The following is a 21836-nucleotide window of genomic DNA, read 5'->3' as shown; positions in this document are numbered from 1 at the left end:
GAAGTGAACAAAGAGATATCATGCTAAAGTTAAGTAGAAGGGACTTTCTTAAAATATCTGGTGCAACTGCTGTAGCAACTGCGTTTATTTTAGGAGGAAATAGTGTAGCGAAGAGGATATTTGATAGTGTTTCTGAGACGAATTACACTCTTAATTATCCTAGCGACGAATTAGTATACACTAATTGTTTCCAATGCTTAGGCAGATGTGCAATAGAAGTAGTTAGAACTCCTACCGGTTTCCCCAGGTTTGTGACTGGAACTATCGGATGGCATATAAATGATGGAGGAGTTTGCCCTAGAGGTGCGGCTGATGTCTTCTATTATTTTGCACCATCTAGACTTAGGTATCCCTTACTGAGAGCAAGTGATAGGGGTTCTGGAAAGTGGATTGCTGTAGACTACGATATTGCATTTGACATTATAGTAAATGGTACATCTGCACAAAGTTGGAGTAAGTTAGGATTAAATCCCCAACAATTAGGTATTGGAAACTTCCCTGGATTGCTTAAAATTAGAGAGACTAATCCTCATGCTTTAGCCTTTTGGGAAGGAAGGGATCAATTAATACCTGGTATAACAGGTGGGTATTTCTCAGCAAACTTCGGTACAGCAAATGCAGCAGCCCACGGTGGTTTCTGTTCAATGAATGTATATACAGCAGGAGTTTACGTTACAGGTGCACCAGTGTGGGAGTATGCAGGACCAGATGAGGAAAGATCACAATACTTTATTTTAGCTGGGCTAGCTGGAGACCACTTCCCCAATTGGATGAGAAGGATAATTGCTAGAATAAGGGAGAATGGTGGAAAGGTACTAACGATAGCCCCGGAGAGGTATGGATTTTATTCAGTTTCTGATGAACATCTATTCGTTAACCCAGCAACAGATGGAGCACTAGTAATGGGTTGGATCAGAGTACTAGTTGACTTCCACTACTACATATATAAGGTTTCTCAAGGACAAAAAGTACTTAACCCAATAACGTTACAGCCAGTCCAACTTGCAGTTAATCCAGCATCTGGTCAATTATGGATGCAAACAATAACCCCATCTGGTCAAGTAGTAGCTCTATCAAGTTTAGGTGATATTCCTTCCACGGCAGTATATGCTCATATAGATGAGGAATTCTTAAGGTATTACACTAACTTATCGTGGTTAGTAATTGTAAACCCAAATCCACAAAACGGTGATTGTCTTGATCCAACAGATCCTACTGCTGGGAATAACGTAGGTCTTCACGTAAGGATGTCCGTAAGTAATCCTCAATATAGTAGTAATCATCCTTGGCTAGAAGCAGTAATGGGCAATGATGGTAATGTCTATGCATACGTTGATATTCCATGGCAGAAGAGTGTAATACCAATTCTTACTTTAGACGAATTGCCCCAGAGTATGCAATCACAGATAGTTCAAGTACCTTATAAACTAAAGAACGGAACTGTAGTAAAAATACCAGCTATCCAAGTTACAGTTCCTAAAGCGTTAGGTTCTCAAGATATAATTACCTTGACAGCAACAACTGCATTTGAATTATTTAGAGCTGAGTTATTGAACTATGATCCTTACACACCTTTATCACAGTCCCCACAATATGGAGCACTGAACGTTGCATCAGTTACCGGAATTCCACATCAAACTGTAGTGAGGATTGCTAATGAGATTGCTAATGTAGCTTTCCAAAAGGCAATATACGAACCAGCTAAGTGGGTAGATTATTTAGGTAGATTCCACGACCACGTGGTAGGTAGGCCAGTTTCCATTTACTTCATGAGAGGTTTAGCTGCCCATGCAAATGGTTTTATGAGTGCCGCATCGCTCTATTATCTAGTATTAATGGTAGGTGCGTGGGACAACCCAGGTGCTGATCTGTACAAATATCCTTATCCGCACTACCTTATATAAAACATATTAGTCAGATCTGTATTACACAGATCTGACTGGGGTGTAGGCCGTTGACTTCCTTGGGCTTAAAGCTCGACGGGGAGCTTGGCCTCCTCCAATTCGAACCGGAAGTTGGGCAAAAAGCCCGAATAAAACATAAGGGTGAGTATAATTGGAGGCCCCAGTCGCAGGAATAGATGTATCAAAAGATAAATTAATTATGTATTTTCAAGGTAAACTCTACGAGTTTCCTAATGATAGGCAAGGGTTTGAGGAGATAAGGAAGATCTTGCCTAAGGGTTGCAAAGTGGGTATTGAGAGTACTGGAGTTTACCACGTTAACCTAGCAAAGTACTTGAATAATGAGTATGATGTTAGGATCATTAATCCCTTTATTCTCAAGAAGTTCAAGGGTTTTAGGGGTAAGAAGAGTGATAAGAATGATGCTAAAAAGCTTGCGGAAATAGTTGTAAGTATGGGTAGTGGGTTTACAACAAGTGATGCTAGGGAGTTGACTAGCCAGTGGGATTTTGTTACTAGGAGTATTGCTAGGGTTAAGAATAGGTTGAGGAGGGATTTGGTACTTTTAGGCTATAGGGATAGTTTGTCTAAGAAAAACTTGGAGGAGGTTTTGAGGGGTGGGGATAGTATTGTCTTGGCTGAGGTTAGGTTTCTTTTGGAGGAGCTTGAGAGGCTTAAAACTAGGAAGAGGGAGATTGAGAAGGAGCTTGAGAATGTTGTTTCCAAGGATAGTTTGATTTTCACTATTCCCGGTATTGGTAAAACCTTGGGTTGTATTATTTTGGCTAGGGTTGGTGATGTTAGGCGCTTTAGTGATAAGAAGAGGTTTGTTGCTTATTGTGGTCTCGACCCTCTTGTTGAGTCTAGTGGTAAGAGTGTTGTCTCAAGGGGTATATCCAAGAGGGGTGATGCTGTTTTGAGGAGGGCTTTTTATTTGGCAGCTTTGACTGCCATCAAGGTTAATCCTGTTATCAAGCGTTTTTATGAGGAGCACAAGGGTAGGTTAAAGGGTAAGAAGTTGATTACTGCTTGTGCAAGGAAATTGGCTGTTATTACTTGGGCTGTGCTGTATTATAATAAACCATTTGATGCTAGTGAGTAAAGCAGGTTTCATCACTTGCGTAAGTAGTGTGGACTATGCTCGATTTTTCATGGAAAGGTTTTTATACCGGAAGCTCCCCGGTCACGCAGTACCACCACATCCATTAGCTAATGCTCCGCAAATAGATCCAGATGTAGCAAACGCAATACAAGGGCTAAATCTAACGATACCCAAAAGTAGGAGTGGGTTCTTAAAAACTGAATACATATACAATGATGGAACAGTATATGTAAAGAATGTACAAGTTGTAGGCGCTGGACCCTATGGGTTCCCCGATGGCCCAGATGATTTAGTAATATATAAAACTGGAAGGCCATTATTAGTAGACAGAGGTTATTCTTGGGAACTACCACTAACAACGCAGAGGTCGATTTCAGCTGTAGCGGCTACCTCATATCTTATGAACAAGTATCCAAAGCAAGTTATACCATACACAATAAATGCCATGATGTGGTACATAACATCACCATTCTGGAATAACGCATATAACCTTGCAGAAGTACTTCAAATGGTAACTGAAAAAGATAGCAGTGGGAATTACATTATTCCATTTACAATCTCATTCGACTTATTCATGCATGAAACTAATAATGTAGTTGATCTAATTATGCCAGATTTATCATTCCTTGAAGTATACGGTTTCCACAGTACCTTTGATAGACCAACTTCATTACCTCAAGGTCCTTCTGATTCATTGAACTGGCCTGCATTACCCTCATTATATCCAGTATTAAGTACTGGCGATACTCTATTAACATTACTATGGATATTGAGGGCATATCCAAGTCAAAATACAATTGACCCCATGAAGAACCCATTCTATACTACTCAAGATCCTATAACTGGTGGAGACTTGATTAGCCCTATAACGTTACATGATCCACTCACTGGAACTGCAATTCTACAACAAGGTCAGCCTGGATTAATATCCACTGGAATGTTTATATTAAAACAAGGAATATTGTTGGCAGGTTATGGTAATAGATTCCAGTACATTTTGACAGATGCTAATGGTAAACAATCGCCTAATCCTCAACAATTAAAGCTTTATGCATCATCCGTACCAAACAATTCAACACAAGATGCGGTAATAAATCAGATACTAAGTAGTGTACCCAGTGGGCAAAAATTCTCTACTGCTCCAACTTACAAGAATAGTGCTAGCAATAGATCAAGTGGAGTAGAACATTACTTTAGGATTTCAGTAGAGTTTCAACCTAAGTTGCAATCAATGTTACAGACCATAATCAATAAATACGCTGCGGGAAAAATGACACTAGACGATATCAACCCTGGTTATGTTAAAGTAGGAAAAGGAGGAGCAGTGTATGTACTACCACCTTCAATAAGATACATGAGAAATGTTAATATGTTCTACTTCCTTGGATGGGGAGCTTACATGCCTGGAGCCTATGGCCCAATAGGTTTACCATACGTACATAGAATATACTTAGAATATCTACAGAAGTTTAGATTAGCAGCTGCTGGAAAATGGACTGGTTATGACGCTGCCTACTACTATTACTATTTAAAAACTAAGAACACTAGCTTCCTAGTAAGATCACAGCTTCCGAATGATAGTTATGGTAAAGCTCTACAGAAGAATATTCTAGATTACTTCAGACCATTTGGTGGTTATTATCCTGTACCAGCATGGCAGTCAGATATAACTTCTGATGGAATAAATTTAAGTCAGTATCCGTTAACCTTCTTCGTTAGAAGACATGATAGAATGTACCATTCGTGGTCTTACGTAGTACCATGGTTAACTGCAATAATGCCATACACACCAGTAATGCTGAGTGCAGCAGATCCATACGTTAAGAGCATGGGAATCCAAAGTGGTGATATGGTACAATTTGAAGCAGTTAACCAACCGTCTAGTGGAGGACAAAGAACTACTATTACCGCAATTGCCTTCTTAGATAACGCAACAAGGCCAGGTACGGCATGGGTGATTGTATCGTCGCAAGCCTTACCAGGCTTTAGAAGTCAAGCAACTAATTCACCACAAGTTAAATATAGCATACTTAACAATTGGGCTAATATCTCTTATATGCCTCCATCCAGAGGTGGAATATTAGATCCTATGAAAGATAATGCGTTCCCAATATTGTATCTCGATCCAATTACTGGACAAACCTCATGGCATGATAGTAGAATAAGAATTGTGGGTAAAAGTACATCAACACAAGTCCAAGTAGTCTCCAATAAGTTCACTTACATGGGTCAGGACTTTTCAAACCAAGATATACTTAGCGTAATAGTAAGCAAAATGGGAGGTCAAATAACAGTAAATAATACGCCATCACAACCAACATTTGCACAACCGATCGATATTCCACATCTGAGATTTGACATTAATAATATTACGTCAACTAGTCTATGGAGTTATGTTGCACCTGGTTCGTTAGCCCCAACTTATACTATAGGGCAATATAAGATAAGATATGGGTTCGCAACAGAACCCTCTTCCTCTTAAGGTGATAAATATGTCTTCTCCCCAAAATACGACCACACCCCAAATTAAATTAGATATAAGACAAGGTGGGGTTCAACATGCTCCACCGTTCAGCTTAAAGGCAAACTACGCCATAATAACTGACCTAAACAAGTGTTTCGGATGTGGAGGCTGCCAAATGTCATGTAAGGAATGGAACACATCTGGAATGTTTGGACCAATACCAGATCTAAATCCTTACGGAGAATTAGACGTTATGTTCTGGTTAAGAGTACTATATGTAGAAGTGGGGACATACCCCCAGACTAAGGTTTACAATATACCAATAAACTGTTTCCACTGTGTAAATGCGCCTTGTACTGAAGTTTGCCCAGTAGGCGCTACATTCAAGAGGACTGAAGATGGTATAGTTTTAGTTGACTATAACGAATGCATAGGGACTAAGTACTGTATTTACGCATGTCCTTATGGGAACAGATTCTTCGATTATGTAGAGGGAGTTACGAAGAAGTGCACCCATTGCTTCGATAGGATTTATGATCCTACGTTACCTCCAGAAGAGAGAATACCAGCGTGTATTCACGGGTGTATGGTTCAAGCGAGAATTTGGGCTAATATCTTAGACCCAACTGATCCTGGTACAATCCTGTTCTACGATAAAGGAGGATTTGTAATGGGACCTGAAACTGGAGCACAGCCTGCTAGTGGCTATTTACCATGGCGTAGCAAATACGCTGAAAGTGATGTCCAATTACTTAGTGAGGCTGAGTACTATAACGTATGGACCGCTAACGGCGTTGTACAACTTGGAGCTCAAGGGAACAACTCTACATATACTGAAGGTAATGGCTCAAATTCTAATTCAAGTTCATAATTTTTTTGTTTGGTGACTTATATTGTCAGTTTCCGTCTTGTTAAACGTTAGGCATGCGTTATACGATTTATTCGCGGATCTCTTCCTTTATAAGTTTGTAGAAGATGAGTATAAACAGCTCTTGGAGAAGATTGACGTAGTGGATAGAGAACTAGATAAACAATTGGAAGAGGTTATGGGGATAAGAGCTACTGAAATAAAAAGGGTTTTTAGTGAGACTAAAAGGTCAGATTATCTGTTGGAATACTCAACCTTATTCCTTTCTGGATTTGGAGTTAAACCCTTGTTGCCAGTGGAAAGTAAGAGATTATTTCAGCTTATGGGAGAGAAAGTTGCCACTTTCAAGTACACTGATGTTATTAGGTTCTACAAATCCAAGGGGATTGTTATGAAATTCTCATCCCAATTTAATCCTGAACCTGATCACGTTTCTTCTATTTTCGCATTCATGTCTTTGCTTATTGAGGAAGAGTATGAGCACAGAAGTGAAGGAAGAGATCCGTTTAAAATAGTACAAGATGAGAAGAATTTCACACTAACCCATATTTTCTCGTGGATTCCCGATTGGATCAATGACGTAATTAACGATCCGAGATCAAATATATACAAAATTGTATGTTCTGAATTGGCTAAGTTTCTTCAATTTGAGAGAAAATATTTAGGTGTAAATTAATGTTAAACGCTGGATTAATAGTATCGAAAAAAGCTAGGGAGATAATAGGGGATGAGATACTAAAGAAGGTTTTTGAAGAGGCTAAACTACCTTATGTTGCTGAGATGGGTGATTACATAATAGATGACGTTAAGAATAATGAGCTAAAAGCTTTGTTAGTAGTTAGTGAAAATGGAAGAGAAAGATGGATGGAGGATATAGATCAGAAGTTGGGGATTTCGCCATTAGCTATTCTTATAATACCTCCGAGCTGGTTTAAAGATAAGAGTAAGAAGTACGTTTTTACCTTACTTACGGCATATTCTTTGAGAATAGAATTAATGGATTTAGCTTATAGAGTTCAACCTACTCCCACTTCCTCGGTCTCCAGAAGATCATTGCTTAAATTGAAAACATGCGAATACAAACCATACCCAGTACTATTCGATGAAGTTCATGCAGAAAGGGAAATAAATAGAGCGATTGAGTCTTGCCCTCAAGGGTTAATAGTTAAAGCTCCAGAAGGTCCATCAGTGGGTTATCCAGAGAGATGCAGCGTATGTGGTTATTGCTCCGCGAGTTCATACTTAGGGTATCTTGAAATTCCAACAGCGACTACGGATCAAGTAGTGAGTTTCATTAATGTAATAGTTAGATACTATGAGGATAAACAAGCTGCATTATTGTTTACAGACTCAATAATAGACGAGGTACCAGAAGGCATATTCCCATTCTTAATGCCTTGTACTGCAGGAGTTCACGACTCCTTCGTTCTTGCATCATATGCCGCTGGAATAACTCCTATAGTTCACGTTTCATCAAAATGTGGAAGTAGGGATATTGCGTTAAAGAGATTAGACGAATTACCATCTCATTTTCCCGGTACTAGTTTCACCATTAGTAAGGCTAAAGATGACGAGGAGCTTAAAAGGACACTCCTCTCTATTAAGCTGACACAACTTAGTAGATCCGAAATACCCCTAGACGTTATTTTACAGCGTAGTAGGAGAAGAGCGCTCCTAATATGGTCCATAGAAGAAATGTCGAAAAAGGTTAAATTAAACGAAGATGATGTTGTCCCAGAAGTTTATAACGTAGAAGTGGATCCAAACAAATGCGTATTATGTGGAGTGTGTGTAAGGGCTTGTCAAATGTTAGTTCCCGAGTTAAAGGGTAATAATACTTTAGAGTTAAGCTATAATATACCTTATTGTATTGGTTCACAACGATGTGTTAGGAATTGCCCAGAGAAAGCCGTAGTTGTAACTGGTTTCGCCAAGATTTCTAACCTTAAAAAGAAAGTTGTAAATAAGGCAGAGGTGGCCAAGTGTAGATTTTGTGGAAAACCATTGGGTTCAGAGAAGATCAAGACTAAGGTTGATACTCTACTAATACAATATGGATTCGCTGGAACTGCACAGTATACTGATGTCTGCAATGAATGTAAGCAAAAAATATTAACTAAGATCTGGTTGGAGAAATTGTTGAGTGGTAAGAAATGATACCATACATTATTGACTTAGATGCAATCTTCGATCTATCCTCTATTGAAATCTATAGAATAATCACTTCATCCCTCTCAAATGTAAGATACTATCCACCTAAGGATTTGCTGAAGACAGTAATAGGAGATCTCGATATTTCTAAATTTAAACCCTACCCTGACTCACAGTATCTAGAAGAGTTAAATTATAGGGCTAGAATTTACGTTGTAACTAACTTACCTAAAATAGACGCTAAATCACTTCTTTTAAGACATAACATAGATACATTCGTACAAGACGTAATAACACCAGAGGACACTAATAAATACTTTCCCTCAAAAGAGGTCTTAATGTTCATATCTAGAAAAGCTAATTCACCATTAGGCTCAATTACTTTCATTACTCCCCATATAGATTACGCTATTCCTATAAGCAACATGGGTGCGAGAACTATTTTAATTCGTAACTTAATATCATTGCCCAAAGACATAAAGGTAGAGATAAGGAAGAATCTAATTGAGTTGGCTGAGATTACAGCACAACATAAGATGGAGTCTGGAATGGGGGATTCAGCGTTGCGGTGTTAGGAATGGTTAGTGATACTGAATTATTCAGTTGGTTTAAAGAGCTTGGGATGAAGGTAGAGCAAATTAAAAGTGGTGACTTATATTTTCACTTTACAGTAGCACCTCCAATGGGCGGTCTTCCAGTGTCTGTTATAAGACCTAGACAAGATTCAACATACTACATAGTGGCTGTATTACTAGAGTTAGATCAAGAGAAATTAAAAAACAGTTCAAGATTAGTTGAACAAATTAAGAAAGAGTTATTGAGAATGAATGTAGAATTTTTCTTCACTCCTAATGATAAGGAACCGAAGTCAATTCAAGTGGCTAGGCTAATGTTTACAGATGGATTAACTAAAAACGAAGCCTTAAATAACGTAACTCTGGTTAAGAACTCGGCCTTATTAGTATTACAGCTTTTAAATGAAAGTTGAAAACTCTTTGACTTCCTAATACGTTTTCACCATAGATGGATTATATACTCTATATAGCAACGCTTAAAATCTATACGTTACATTTTAATATATGAAAAAGTTGTTAATTCTAATAATACTAATCCCACTTTTATTGATGAATAATACCTTCCATGCAAATACCTCAATGACAATAAAACACGTTATTATAATAATAGAAGAGAATCACTCATTCGATAATTTATTTGGGACTTATCCATTTGGTTACCCACCAATTATAAACAATATTACACTATCCGTAATGTGGCCGGATGGACTATACGATAACTACATACAGCTTGAGAACACTAAAAACGGAGTCCTTGATTGGATATCAGTACCTACAATCCCTTGGTTACCATTGTCGTATTCCCATCCATATTACGCTAATGCTTATGATACAGTAGATCCTTCTGAAGGTTGGACTGTATACCATGGAGATTACTGGCTTGGAAAACCAATTGGTTTCGTATTTTACTCCGGTACACAGTCAATGGCCTACTTTTCTTATCAACAAGCTGGAATACTTTGGGATTACGCTGAGGAATACACACTAGCCGATGCTTACTTCTCGCCGGTATTAGGATTGACTGAACCAAATAGGGTAGCTTATTTAACTGGATTTCCTCCTGACTTCTTCAGCGATGAAGCGTATAACGTAGTACCCTTCAACGAGACCATAATGTATCAGCTAGAGAAGGGCAATATAAGTTGGGGTTATTTCGTTTATAACATTAATGGAATACCATGGCCTCTAACCGCATTTACGGGAATTAATATGACTTATATTTACGATTTATCAGTGTTCTTTAAGGATTTGGACAATGGTAGCCTTCCAGCCGTTAGTTGGGTGATGTTCTTAGGAGGTAATAGCGATAAGTATGATATGCATCCACCCTATAATGTTACTGCTAGTGAAATGGAACTTGTTAAAGTAATTAATGCTGTAATGGAGAGTAAGTCTTGGAACTCCTCTGTAATATTTATAACCTTTGATGAGGGCGGTGGGTATTATGATCACATAGCTCCTCCTGCAATTAATTACTACGGACTAGGGCAGAGAGTTCCGTTATTTATAATTTCACCTTATGCAAAGGAAGGTTACGTGGATAATTACACCATCTCCGGTTATACGTTACTGGCATTTATTGACTATAATTGGCATTTACCGTGGTTAACTAAATACGTGGAGAACAGTGACTTGCAAGGATTATTACAAGCGTTTAACTTCTCATCTAAGCCAAGGTCCCCTATCATTCTCTCACCAAGTAATTGGACTTATCCGATTCCATTACAAAATCCTATCCATTATGGTTACATTGCTGTAGTTACTAACGACTACAAAAGTTATACTACAGTCTATCCGGCCCCTTCATTGCAATATCTATTGCCTCTAGAAATAGTCGGAATCATATTAATAATAGTGAGGAAAAAGATACTGACTCCTATAGGTCTCATAGTGTTACTGATTGTGCTTGGAATTTCGACTTATTATTATACTTTTTATAATTTATATAGTTTTATTGCAGAATTTTATCTATATTCGTCACTGATAGGAGTAATTGGAGGAACAGCATTATTAGTTAGGGGGAGAAAGAAATGAACTACCAGCATTCCTCATTTCATTTTTACCTTCAAGTTTTGAAGGATTGGAGATGGGTTTCTTCTCCTTCTTAGCATCAAAGTCTATAATGGAAATTTGGGTACGATCTTTGGGATTATTGGCGTAATTGCTCTCACCTATTTCACCTATTTATTATTACCATTTTTAGTCTCAGATCTTATAGAACACTTTTTGAAGTTCGCATTGGAAATACTGTCTTTAGGTATGGATACGGCACTTATACTAATCGAATATCCAAAACTCAAAATTGCATTTTTACCAATAATAGGCGAGGGAATAGAGGTCGTTATCTTTATTATTAGTTTGTAGATGATAGCGGGAGACTTTCCTTCGTGTAATACCTAGTGGGATAGTTTTTGCAGATTCTCCTAATATCTAGATTCTTGATCATTAGAGTACCATAAAATATAATGAGAAGACTAGCTACAATAATATTATACATTATGGGCTTCGTCGTATCAACTAGTGGAATAATCTAATTACCATTAAGATGATAACGGTGCAGATATGACTAGAAGACTTTTTAACCAGTTACAAATTAAACATTATGATGCCGCGGTAGCTCAGCCTGGCCAGAGCGCTGCCCTGGTAAGGCAGAGGTCCCGGGTTCAAATCCCGGCCGCGGCTTATTTTATGTTCTACTCTTTTAATAGAATGATACTGAATGCAACAGTAAAGGTTAAATTTGCAACAGTGTAAAAGTTGGCAAATGGTAGGGAGATTTTATGTCAAGAATTAACGTTAATACGATAGATGACCAGAAAAAGCTTAACGTATTGAAAAAGTCTGTTGAAAAGCATGGCTTAAGTTATGTTTCCTGTTTTATAGGTGTAGGTAGGTTAACATTAAATCGTTACTTTACCAATTCTTCACGGTACTTCAAACAGCACTCTCTAAACTTTTTACCCGCGATTCTTAGCCCAAACAACTAAAATTAACGTAAATCTGGGCAGGATTGACAGATGCCCATGAATATTTTTCACGTCTTTTGCTCCTATTTCCTTCTTTACTTGCTTCATTTTAAGTTTGAGTTCTGATAGTTTTGTATTTGTTTCAGATTTCTGCTCTAAAGCGTCAGCAGTTGCGATAGTGTAATTATTAAGCTACAAAAATCATCATAACATTATAATATACTTTCTGCACTAAGTACAATGATTAGTATATATATTGAAATATAAAATTTATAGCTTAATAACGACATTTTCAAACACCACTGACTTTTATCCTAAAAATTATGTCATGAACTCGTTAAAATCATCTATAATAACTAAATGAGGTGAAGAAAGAACGTTCTTAACTATCCAATAATCTTTATTTTTATAGCAAACTAATTGATAATCAAGTTTTATTCCATTAAGTTCTTCACCAAATGAGTAAAGGATTTTCAATCCTTTTCTATCTAAGCAATTCTTACTAATTATTAAAATATCCAGATCACTAGCGGTATAATAATTTCCTTTAATCCTACTACCGTGGAGAATTATAGCTATCTTTCCAAATATCGGTCTAATCTTTTCCGCTAATTGAATGAAGAAGATTTTCTCCAAATTTTATCACCATTAATGCAGTATTTAAACACTCCTCTGCATCCTGTCTATTATATGTATAAGATAGATTATATCTTGAAACTAGGTATTCATTACTTATATCTTTTAGTTTGTCCCTATTATTCCTTATAAAATCTTCAATAATTTCAAGATCCTTTCTTTTTAACCTTATATAGCTTAAAATTTCCCTAATGTCATGGACTGTAGGAAAACCTCCAACTAATGAAATACTAACTCCTTTAATGTACAATTCAGCTGAAAGGCTAGAAAGGAAGTAAGCTTCAGAGTAAAATCCTTTTTCAAGCGAAATCTTAGCTAATTCTAAGTATCTCTTAGCCTTTTCCATTAATTCGTTAGCTTCACTAGAAACCATAAGATAAGGTTATTGAGCAAGAATATAAATAACGAGGAAGTAAATTAACATCATTAATTTTGAGTTTTATTGAATAAAAATTATATTGCTTTAAAGTTAGAAGTCGAAATCATTATATGGAGAAAACTTAAGAGCTATTCATTAAAGAGGTTAGGATTGTTAAACAACATTAAATAACGTTAACTTTTTCTCCCCGACAAGCCGTAATGTTGAAAACTGCAGGATAAGAAAAGTTTAGAAAATTGATACTGTAGTTATTAAGCTACAAATTTGGTTTTTGTTTATAAGACATATAGAAATTTTATTTTATATTTCTACTCTATAAAGAGTATTTCTTTGTTAATAAATAATTATTATATAGAATAAATGTAACACTTTTCTCTATTAATTATGATGAAATCTAGGGAGTTATAATCATCGTTATTAATACTTATAACTTCTGGGGCAGAATATGAATTCTGGGGTAGAATATGTTGTTTGATGAAAGACCTAAAGAGAGAAGGGAGGATTTATTTGATAGAGATAATGAAATTTTAACGATTAAAAATAACATAAGAAGACCTTTAATTGTAATTTCAGGAGTCAGAAGAATAGGTAAAACGTCAGTATTGCTAGTTGCGTTAAACGAGATTAAGGAAAACTTTATCTTAATAGATTGTAGAAAATTAAAGGAAAATTACGGAAGAAAAGACCTATATTCTCTTTTCTCTCAAGCCTTATCATCTAAACTTTCTTACTTAAGGGACATTCTTGAGAGAGTTAGAGGAATAAGTATATTAGGAAACTACGTTGAAATAAAATGGAAAGGTAGGGAGTATTTAAGTCTCTCAGATCTCTTAGATAACTTAAATAAAAAAAGACTAATAATTGCAATAGATGAGGCGCAGAGATTAAGGGGACCCATGAGTAATGAGGTGAAAGATGCTATAGCCCACGCATACGATTACGATAAGAATTTAACCTTCATTCTAACTGGATCTGAAGTCGGTCTTCTTCATGATTTATTAGATATAGATAACGAAAATTCTCCGCTTTACGGTAGATATTATTTCGAATTATCCTTAGAAAGATTTAGCAGAGATTTAAGTGAAGGATTTCTAAGAAGAGGATTTGAAGAGTTTTCGTTAAAAGTTGAGGATAATATCATTAAGGAGATTGCAGACTATTTTGACGGAATTCCTGGATGGCTAACATTTGCTGGTAATGCGTATTTAAATATGAGGAAAATTGAAGAGGTTAAAGAAAGAGCTATATCTATAGCTAAAAGAGAATTAGAACACTTAATTGAGGAGAAAAGTAATGTATCTCAAATAACTGGGAGGAGATATAAAAATACTTTAAGATGCCTAGCAAGAGGGAAGAATACGTGGTCCTCGCTTTTGCAATGTTTACAGGAGGAAGAGGGGTCTACAATATCTTCTAGTGTATTCGACAATATTATAACTAATTTAGAAAAGTTAAGTATTATTAAAGATTATGAGTTCCTAGATCCAATTTATAAGGAGGCTGCAAAGAGATTAAGGTAATTCCAGCCTTATACAGTTATTATAAAGTAATGGAGAGATATTATAGAAATTTTTTTTAAGTGAAATAAGTGGAAAAATGAGATAGTACAGTTATTAAGCTACGAACAGATTAGTAAACTTATAAAGACATGAGCAACATTATACTATGCAATAAATTGCTTCTAAATAATTTATAGCTTAATATCTACACTATATGAAAATTAAATTGATAGTAAAGATAACCTTGTTAAATACTTTTAAATGATAATGGAAACATATTTCCTAGTAAATTAACTTATTTCCAGGATTTTGCTATAAAATTTCCACTAAATGAAGTACTTAGAGAAGATCATTTAAGCTTAATTAAGGGTTTTATTTATTCATTACATAACATAATATTATGGAAGGCATAGGAATATGAGGAGTTCATAGACCTTTCTGATTATAAAAGAAGTTAGGAACATGCTTTTTAACATTATAAGGATGAGCATTAAGTCTAGTTATAATTACAATACATTATAATTTACATATCAATTAATTATAGGAACTTTTAATAGCTTTTTATCCAAATGCATATCTATAAATTCCATAAATTAGACTTCTATTCTCGTTAATTGACTCACCTAGCATCATTCTTGTACATGTATACAATCTTCTTCCTCCTAAATCTTCAATGAACTCAGTCTTATCCTCTATTGTTATTATTATCCTTGCACCGAGTTCTACAGCTTTTCTTATTATACTTTCCGCGATAAAATCGTCTTCTGCTACTAAAGGTCCTAAAATGTTTCGGCTTAATATTCCATAACCCCCTTGTGTATATAATATTAATCCGTTTATTCGACCTAGTAATTTTCCCCTATCGTCACCAAAAGCTTTCTTGTCCAAGTCCATCATCCAGTCTTCCAATTTATCGCTTGTCTTAACGTTATTACTACCTTTTAGATCCCTTAACTCATAAAGGATAGTTTCATACTCTTCTATAAATCCTAAGCTCCTATAAAGTCGGTAACCTTCAGTAGTCGAATCAAGTCTTATGACCTTTGTACTTATTAACTTAAGTAGCTCACTCATCAACCTCTTACCGTAACCCTTACGCTGATATCGAGGTTTAACTGCAACGTTTCCTATCCAGGATAATATCTTATATGGAATGTAACATGCTGTAGCAATTATTTCTCCTTCCTCTTCAGCTAGTAAACATTCTCCTAATTCAAGAAAAAGATTAAAGGTTATTTTAGCCCCTTCTAAGTTTGCATTCATTGCCTCTACCATTACCTTTGCAGCGTTATCTAAATCCTCTCTTTTAATCTTACGAATTATCATATTATGAAGAATTATTAGAAAACTCATAAAAATGTGTTAATTAGTTTGTAACATTTCGTGTTATTATTTCTTAACTTTTTTACTTTTAATCCATTTAAGAACTAAGTAAGCTGAATACTAACTATATAAATAACTGTCATGCTGCTTTGTGGATTAGTTGAAATTTCTTAGGTCTTAGACTAGAAGAAGTAAAATAAATTCTAAATCCTACGTTGAGTTAAAAGTTAATTATATGTTCCTTTTGAGAAAAACTGAAGAATTCCACAAAGCAATATTAAGCTATAAATAATTAAAAACTTGCAAAGGCATAGATGACGATATAGCTTCAACGTAAAAATGTATTCTTAATAGTCACGATACATTTATAACCCTTTACTTAAAATCTGCATAATAGTGCCGCGGTAGCTCAGCCTGGCTAGAGCGCTGCCTTGGTACGGTAGACCCAAAATCGTATTATGAAAAATAATTCTGACAGAATAATATCGATTCATGATAGATAACAGGATTTATATGAGTATTAAGAATTCAATTGAAGAAAGGTTTAAGGTGAGGGAGATGTGGTATTACCACGTGAGTAAGTGAGATGGTAACACCGGTACTCCCTCACCAAAACAACTTACAACAAATAGGATATAAATTACTTTCCATGCTGAACTTCAAGGGAAAGAAAGGGGAAGAGGTGGCGAGAACCCTCATCTCAGCGTGTTTATGGAACGATTCGGTGGAAAGCAAGTCGAGAGAGTGTCCCAAGTGCAAATAATTGAATAAATCTATGTAAAGGTTTATAGATAATAATTCAAAAGATATCGTGAATTACTGAGAAATTTTGAATTTTCGCTTGAAGCAAAAAGTCGCGTAATACTTAAAGGGAACCGGGACGATGTAGTACCGATTCACATGAAGCCTTGGATAGAATACTACAACGGCCCGGTCCCCTATGAACATTTATCAGCAAGGCATAAAACACTTGTGAAAATGGGGGCTACCAGTTATAGTTGTGGTAGCAAAAGGTGAAAAATAATGACAAAAAGTAAAAATAACCCCGGAAGGGGTAATACCATAAGGGAGAGTAATACCATGAAGGTAATGGAAGAAATAAGAGAAAAGATAAGAAAGGCAATCAAAGAAGGAGTTAGCCTAAGGGAAATAGAGGAGATAATCTTGCAAGAGGCCATGATGGAAGAGAGGGAAGCCTACCTAGAAGTTGAGGACGACCACAAGAACGGGACCTACTTCAGATATCTGGGAACCGGAGACGGAGTATTAAGACTCAGATTACCGAGAACCAGAAAGGGTGGCTTCAGACCCAAGATCCTTCCGGAGAAGTACGAGAGGACCAGCCCAGATTACGAGGACTTCCTCCAGCAGCTCGTTCTATCAGGCATGACTCCAAGTCAAGTCAAGGCCGTGTTAGCAGCCAAGGGAATACCGTATAGTGAGATCGTAATGAATCGGGTTGCCGAGAGAATATCCAACAAACTCAAGGAATACAAGAGCCGCGAACTACCTCACGATCTCCTAGCCCTTTACATCGATGTGAAGATCGTAAAGGTCAGAATCAGCGAGTCGATCATGGAGAGAGCCATTTACATTGCCATAGGAGTTGACTTAGAAGGGAATAAGTTCGTCTTGGACTACGAAGTTAGGGATAGGGAGGACTTGGACGGTTGGAAGTCCTTCTTGAGCGGACTCGTAAGCAGGGGAGTCAGCAGGGTTGACGTAATCGTGAGCGATGACTTCTCTGGACTCGATCGCGTCGTGTCCACGCTCTTTCCCTCCTCTCAACACCAGCTCTGTATAACACACATGGTTAGGAACCTCATGAGGGTCCTCCCAGACAAGGAGAAGGAGGAACTAATGATTAGAGTTAGGGATCTAAAGTCCTCCAGGAACGTGGAGGAGGGAAGGAAGGCTATATTGTCCCTCAGCCAACTTGTCCAACCCTTTTCTCCAGCCCGAGCCAAGAGGCTTCTTGACGCTGCTGACAAGTATTGTTCCTTTCTCAACTTCCCCAGGGAGATTAGACACTACCTCTACACTAATAACACGTCGGAGAGTTTCAACTCGACCCTGGCTAGGTTCGAGGAGGAGCTCGGAGGTTACTTTCCCTCTCTTCGCTCCTTGGAGGTCTATCTCTACGTTTCGATCCATGAAAGTAATTCGCGTTGGAAGTTCAGGCCCATGTCGGTGATAAGGCATTACTCATATCATCTCAAACAACTCCACGCTTCAAGGTTCCAGGTGAGTCTTGATGAAGACTTTTAACCTTCTGCTTACATATTTTCTCACACAACTATACCCAGTAGCCCCACTTTACCTCTCCCCTAAATTTCTTTGCCCTCCTATGGATCTCCGACTTAGACTTGTACTCGCCTAGGAACCACCTTACCACCACGTCTGACTCGTAGTAGCTCCACACGTCCCTGTAGGAGCACGTCCACACAATCATAACTATTAACGCTCTCAGTATGAAGAGGTCAGAGAGACGCGACAGCACTTCAGATGTGATCAGCATGTAGTTCATTTTCACAAGTGTTTTATGCCTTGCTGATAAATGTTCATAGGGGACCGGGCCGTTGTAGTATTCTATCCAAGGCTTCATGTGAATCGGTACTACATGGTCCCGGTTCCCTTTAAGTATTACTCCACCTTTAAGTTGAAGAGAAAATTCAAAATTTGTCAGTAATTCATTTTTCTTTTGAATAATTATCCACAAACTTATACATAGATTTATTCAATTATTTCCGCTTGGGACATTCTCTTGAGTCTGAGTTAGCGTTAGTTTTAGCATTTCTAAGACTCATTCACTTTTCACCTCCAATTTAGATAAATTTACAATTAGTTCAACTACTTCCTTACCTTTTTCAGTGAGGAAGATTAGGTGCTTTTTACCGTCAGTTAGTCCATAAATTAGGCCGTTACTCCTCAGCCTGAATAAGATTTCATTCAGCCTTTTGCCGTTTATATGGGCTTCTTTCTCTAACCTATGCTTAGTTACTCCTTCTTCAAATCTTGATATTATTAGGAGTACTTCTAACTCCTTATCATACCGCAATAAGTTAGAAACTTCCTTCCTACTTTCGGCTAACCATTCAATAAACCTTTTATATTTTCTAACTGAAGATGAATTTAGGCCGGGTCTCATAAACGAATCACCTCTTTTTTCCGATTATGTGACGAAAACGAAAAAACGGATTAACTTATGAAGAAAGTAGGCCTAGTTCTTTTGCCAAATGCTTCACCGCTATTTTTATTGCATCAGATTCCGAAACGTCATAATATTCGGCTATCTTCCTTATTATCATCTTATCCTCTTCCTTTAGCCTAACGAATGCTATAGTTCTAGTGGACATTTTGCTATCACTATTATACTTTAACTGTTAAACAGTTTTAAGTTAATTCGTAGGTGTTTTCTGGTATTACTTTGATGTGGTAATACTGTATATAGAGATAGAGTATAGATAGACAGAAATCCATACGGATAGATAGATGGATTTCTGTCGTAGTAAACATTATTCATATGTGAATCATGTATGAGTAAACAGTTATTCATAGGCGAGTCATGCCTTTCGCTAACGCTTTTTCTAACTCCTTCCTATGATTCCTTAGTAGTATATCGATAATGTCAGCAGTGTACTCATTAACTATGTCTTCCAGGTCAGCATAATCGAATTCGCATTCATCTACAGTGAATTCGTATTCCGCATCATCAGCATAAGGGTACCATTCGCCGTATTCTTTCACACACCACGTATTATCTTCAAGAAAGCGGTAGGGAATCTTAACCTTCATTTTACCATGCCTCAACAACTTCTAACTTTTCGCCGTTAAGCTGAAACTTAATTGTGAAGATCAACTGATTGCCTTTATAAACCTTCACTAACAAATGGTAGTCATCAATCAGCATTTACTTGTAACTGTCGTAAACCCTAATCCTATCATTTAGGGCCTTCTCTATTAACTCCTCAATACAATCCCAATCAGTCTTCATTAAGTTCATAGTTCCCTCACCAATATGTTACCGCTCTTGTTTGCGTGGATTCTGTCTATTATTTCCTTAATTTTGTAATCAGTCTGCACGAATGCGTTTTCCAATATTGTTAAGTAGTGAAACGCCTCATCATGGCTTTGTGGCTTTAGCATTTCGAAAGCCTTAGCGAAATACTCAACTTCCTCAGCCCTGAACTCCTCAGACGCCTCAGTGTCGTAGTTCACAGACCAGTCATACCACGCTTTCAGGATTTCTAGGGCGTGAGGAGTTAGATAAAAAATACTTCCTTTAACTTGAACCCACTTATCCCCGAATTGGATTTGTGCCATTTTAGTCACTAAGTATATATATAGTGTATCACTATATAAACTTTTATGCCACTCTGTGATACTTTATTATATGGTAGTGGGAAAAGACACAACTAGGGTTGTGGTTTATTTGCCCAAAGACGTGGCTGAAAGGTTAGAAAAAGAGGCTGAAGAGAAAGGGCTAAGCCTAAGTGCATACCTCAGAATGCTGATACTGGACTGCACGAAACAAAGACAGTGACCCAAACCCCGTTATCTACCCTAAAAAGCCGTTATTTTTTAGGTCAATTCGGGCTATTCCTCCTCTTCTTCCTCAGTCTCTTCTTCCCAATCTTCTTCCTCTTCCATCTTCTCTTCCCTTTCCTCACTTAGATCCTCATCAATAACCATGTCACTGTCAGATCCACGCCCTACGCTGATTAATTCAACATAGCCGTGGTAAGTCCTACAAATTGTCTCATGGCTCTCGTCTTCTTTAAACGCCAAACCTTTATAGCACATATAGCGTAACGCCTCATAGACCTTACGGGCTTTCCACTCAGTCCACCCGAATTCAAACTGTAGAGCAGTCCTACTTACTTTCCCCTCACGCCTCAGTAGTTCTATAGCCTTCTGCAAATCGGGGTTCTTCTTAATATACTCCATAATTTGTGAGTGTGTGTTTTCGTGAGACTCCATAAGCTATATAATCATTTGATAAAATATATAGCTTTTGGTGAAAGCTAAAGAGCATACGAAATTAGCTATAAAGGCTAAAGAGGCCCAAGTGAACCCTCTAGAATTATTGCAAATAGGCTAGGAGTAGATCCTAGCGATATCCTAGAATTAAATTGGATAAAAATAGGAATAAAACTAAGAGAATTTAATACCCAAGATATCAACGAGGTCATTAGGGCTTTAGATTCAATTTCTAAAGATAATAAAAAAATTCTTGGTGGTTTTTATTGATGAAATACAAAATATTAAGAAAGTGAAGGGCTTCGATCTTGGTTCGTTCTTACATGACATTTACGAATGGTGTGACAATACTGTTATCGTAGTTTCTGGAAGTTTTGTAGGCGTTACTGAGGAAATTTTAAATCAAGTTGAGGAAGAGAAACCTTTCTTCGGTAGGAAATTCTTTAGGATAAAGTTAGAGAGGTTCAATGAAGAGACCTCAAAGGAATTTTTATCTCTAGGATTTAAAGAGGAAGGAATTGCTGTGGATGAGAAAGTTATAGATGAGGCAGTGAAGCTTTTCGACGGAATTCCAGGTTGGTTGGCTTTATTCGGTAGGAGTTACTCTTATGCAGTTAAACATTCTCACAAAGTTGATATTAAAGTAATATTGAAAGAGGCAGCAAAGGAGGTTTCAAAGGATTTCACAAGATTCCTAAAAACTTCAAATTCGCCTACTAGATACGCTGAAATAATTCTAGCCTTATCAAGATTAGGGAATAAGGGAAGTTTAAGCGAGATAAGGGATGTAATTAACTCATTATTTAAGGAGCGAATTGAGAATTCTAGGCTTAACGAATTATTGGGCACTCTCATTAACTACGGATTTGTAATAAAGCTAGGTAGAGGAAAATACGCCTTACCTTCGGATTTACCTACTAGAGTTGGATTAAGACACTCTGCTAGAATGTGGATAAAGAAAAGTCTGTAATGCAAAATTTCTCTTGAAC

20 protein-coding genes, 1 tRNA gene and 4 pseudogenes are annotated in these 21836 nt (G+C 37.0%); 15 read left to right on the top strand and 10 right to left on the bottom strand.

Translation table 11 applies throughout. The annotated features are described in order from the left end of the window. Positions 1–20: 20 nt before the first annotated feature. The 10 genes and pseudogenes from YN1551_RS01105 to YN1551_RS01060 all read left to right on the top strand — a co-directional run. Positions 21–1898, top strand: a pseudogene (locus YN1551_RS01105) (twin-arginine translocation signal domain-containing protein); the annotation flags it as partial. Between the two features lie 157 nt (positions 1899–2055). After that, positions 2056–3006 carry an IS110 family RNA-guided transposase gene (locus YN1551_RS01100; protein ID WP_012717027.1) on the top strand — a complete coding sequence of 317 codons (951 nt, stop codon included), beginning with the start codon at positions 2056–2058 and terminating at the stop codon, positions 3004–3006. A 73-nt stretch (positions 3007–3079) separates the two neighbouring features. Beyond that, positions 3080–5488, top strand: a pseudogene (locus YN1551_RS01095) (oxidoreductase); the annotation flags it as partial. 10 nt (positions 5489–5498) lie between these two features. Beyond that, complete coding sequence (locus tag YN1551_RS01090; protein WP_012717026.1) at positions 5499–6341, top strand: 4Fe-4S dicluster domain-containing protein; 843 nt, start codon at positions 5499–5501, stop codon at positions 6339–6341. A gap of 22 nt (positions 6342–6363) precedes the next feature. Next, complete coding sequence (locus YN1551_RS01085; protein ID WP_012717025.1) at positions 6364–7014, top strand: TorD/DmsD family molecular chaperone; 651 nt, start codon at positions 6364–6366, stop codon at positions 7012–7014. Continuing rightward, positions 7014–8495, top strand: coding sequence for a 4Fe-4S binding protein (locus YN1551_RS01080; protein ID WP_012717024.1), 1482 nt, complete (start codon positions 7014–7016; stop codon positions 8493–8495). Before YN1551_RS01085 ends, YN1551_RS01080 begins: the two co-directional genes overlap by 1 nt. Continuing rightward, a complete protein-coding gene (locus YN1551_RS01075; protein WP_012717023.1) occupies positions 8492–9064 on the top strand; it encodes an HAD family hydrolase in 573 nt (190 codons plus the stop codon). Before YN1551_RS01080 ends, YN1551_RS01075 begins: the two co-directional genes overlap by 4 nt. A 2-nt stretch (positions 9065–9066) precedes the next feature. Next, positions 9067–9477, top strand: coding sequence for a DUF2299 domain-containing protein (locus tag YN1551_RS01070; protein ID WP_012714500.1), 411 nt, complete (start codon positions 9067–9069; stop codon positions 9475–9477). A gap of 91 nt (positions 9478–9568) precedes the next feature. Further along, positions 9569–11098: a phospholipase C gene (locus YN1551_RS01065; protein ID WP_012717022.1), complete on the top strand. Its 1530-nt coding sequence runs from the start codon at positions 9569–9571 to the stop codon at positions 11096–11098. A 573-nt stretch (positions 11099–11671) separates the two neighbouring features. Further along, positions 11672–11746, top strand: a tRNA-Thr gene (locus tag YN1551_RS01060). A 226-nt stretch (positions 11747–11972) separates the two neighbouring features. Here YN1551_RS01060 and YN1551_RS18030 read toward each other — a convergent pair. The 3 genes from YN1551_RS18030 to YN1551_RS01050 all read right to left on the bottom strand — a co-directional run bounded on the left by YN1551_RS18030 (position 11973) and on the right by YN1551_RS01050 (position 13012). Further along, positions 11973–12047 (bottom strand): hypothetical protein, encoded by a 75-nt coding sequence (locus YN1551_RS18030; RefSeq protein ID WP_148206578.1) that lies wholly within the window; start codon positions 12045–12047, stop codon positions 11973–11975. A 304-nt stretch (positions 12048–12351) separates the two neighbouring features. Then, positions 12352–12666, bottom strand: coding sequence for a nucleotidyltransferase domain-containing protein (locus YN1551_RS01055; protein ID WP_012717020.1), 315 nt, complete (start codon positions 12664–12666; stop codon positions 12352–12354). After that, on the bottom strand, positions 12626–13012 hold the full coding sequence (locus YN1551_RS01050) for a HEPN domain-containing protein (RefSeq protein ID WP_238527864.1): 387 nt from the start codon (positions 13010–13012) through the stop codon (positions 12626–12628). The genes YN1551_RS01055 and YN1551_RS01050 overlap by 41 nt, the downstream gene beginning before the upstream one ends. Positions 13013–13509: 497 nt before the next feature. Between YN1551_RS01050 and YN1551_RS01045 the strand changes: the two genes are divergently transcribed. Next, complete coding sequence (locus YN1551_RS01045) at positions 13510–14565, top strand: AAA family ATPase (protein WP_012717018.1); 1056 nt, start codon at positions 13510–13512, stop codon at positions 14563–14565. 540 nt (positions 14566–15105) lie between these two features. Here YN1551_RS01045 and YN1551_RS01040 read toward each other — a convergent pair. Further along, complete coding sequence (locus YN1551_RS01040; RefSeq protein ID WP_048052257.1) at positions 15106–15870, bottom strand: GNAT family N-acetyltransferase; 765 nt, start codon at positions 15868–15870, stop codon at positions 15106–15108. Between the two features lie 583 nt (positions 15871–16453). On the opposite strand from YN1551_RS01040, the pseudogene YN1551_RS15600 reads away from it, so the two are divergent. Continuing rightward, a pseudogene (locus tag YN1551_RS15600) lies at positions 16454–16609 on the top strand (DUF4322 domain-containing protein); the annotation flags it as partial. 281 nt (positions 16610–16890) lie between these two features. Further along, positions 16891–18135 (top strand): IS256-like element ISC1332 family transposase, encoded by a 1245-nt coding sequence (locus YN1551_RS01035; protein WP_012717015.1) that lies wholly within the window; start codon positions 16891–16893, stop codon positions 18133–18135. 46 nt (positions 18136–18181) lie between these two features. Here YN1551_RS01035 and YN1551_RS16410 read toward each other — a convergent pair. From YN1551_RS16410 to YN1551_RS01010, 5 genes and pseudogenes are all read right to left on the bottom strand, one after another. Continuing rightward, positions 18182–18472, bottom strand: a pseudogene (locus YN1551_RS16410) (IS5/IS1182 family transposase); the annotation flags it as partial. Positions 18473–18670: 198 nt separating this feature from the next. Next, positions 18671–19015, bottom strand: a complete 345-nt coding sequence (locus YN1551_RS01025) for a hypothetical protein (protein ID WP_012717014.1) — start codon at positions 19013–19015, stop codon at positions 18671–18673. A 55-nt stretch (positions 19016–19070) separates the two neighbouring features. Continuing rightward, complete coding sequence (locus tag YN1551_RS01020) at positions 19071–19223, bottom strand: ribbon-helix-helix domain-containing protein (RefSeq protein WP_012717013.1); 153 nt, start codon at positions 19221–19223, stop codon at positions 19071–19073. A 196-nt stretch (positions 19224–19419) separates the two neighbouring features. Continuing rightward, a complete protein-coding gene (locus tag YN1551_RS01015) occupies positions 19420–19662 on the bottom strand; it encodes a hypothetical protein (protein ID WP_012717012.1) in 243 nt (80 codons plus the stop codon). A 204-nt stretch (positions 19663–19866) separates the two neighbouring features. Then, entirely contained in the window at positions 19867–20190 is a 324-nt protein-coding gene (locus YN1551_RS01010) for a hypothetical protein (protein ID WP_012717010.1), read from the bottom strand. A 70-nt stretch (positions 20191–20260) separates the two neighbouring features. Here YN1551_RS01010 and YN1551_RS15595 point away from each other — a divergent pair, with 70 nt between their 5' ends. Then, positions 20261–20410: a ribbon-helix-helix domain-containing protein gene (locus YN1551_RS15595; protein ID WP_012717009.1), complete on the top strand. Its 150-nt coding sequence runs from the start codon at positions 20261–20263 to the stop codon at positions 20408–20410. Positions 20411–20463: 53 nt separating this feature from the next. Here YN1551_RS15595 and YN1551_RS01005 read toward each other — a convergent pair whose 3' ends face one another. Further along, positions 20464–20847 (bottom strand): hypothetical protein, encoded by a 384-nt coding sequence (locus YN1551_RS01005; RefSeq protein ID WP_012717008.1) that lies wholly within the window; start codon positions 20845–20847, stop codon positions 20464–20466. A gap of 256 nt (positions 20848–21103) precedes the next feature. On the opposite strand from YN1551_RS01005, the gene YN1551_RS01000 reads away from it, so the two are divergent. Then, positions 21104–21817 carry an AAA family ATPase gene (locus YN1551_RS01000; protein WP_148206562.1) on the top strand — a complete coding sequence of 238 codons (714 nt, stop codon included), beginning with the start codon at positions 21104–21106 and terminating at the stop codon, positions 21815–21817. Positions 21818–21836 lie beyond the last annotated feature (19 nt).

The sequence above is a fragment of the Sulfolobus islandicus Y.N.15.51 genome, from assembly GCF_000022485.1.
Classification (GTDB): Archaea; Thermoproteota; Thermoprotei_A; order Sulfolobales; family Sulfolobaceae; genus Saccharolobus; species Saccharolobus islandicus.
The sequence above is the reverse complement of the archived record's forward strand: the minus strand, read 5'-3'. Positions and strand labels throughout refer to the sequence as shown.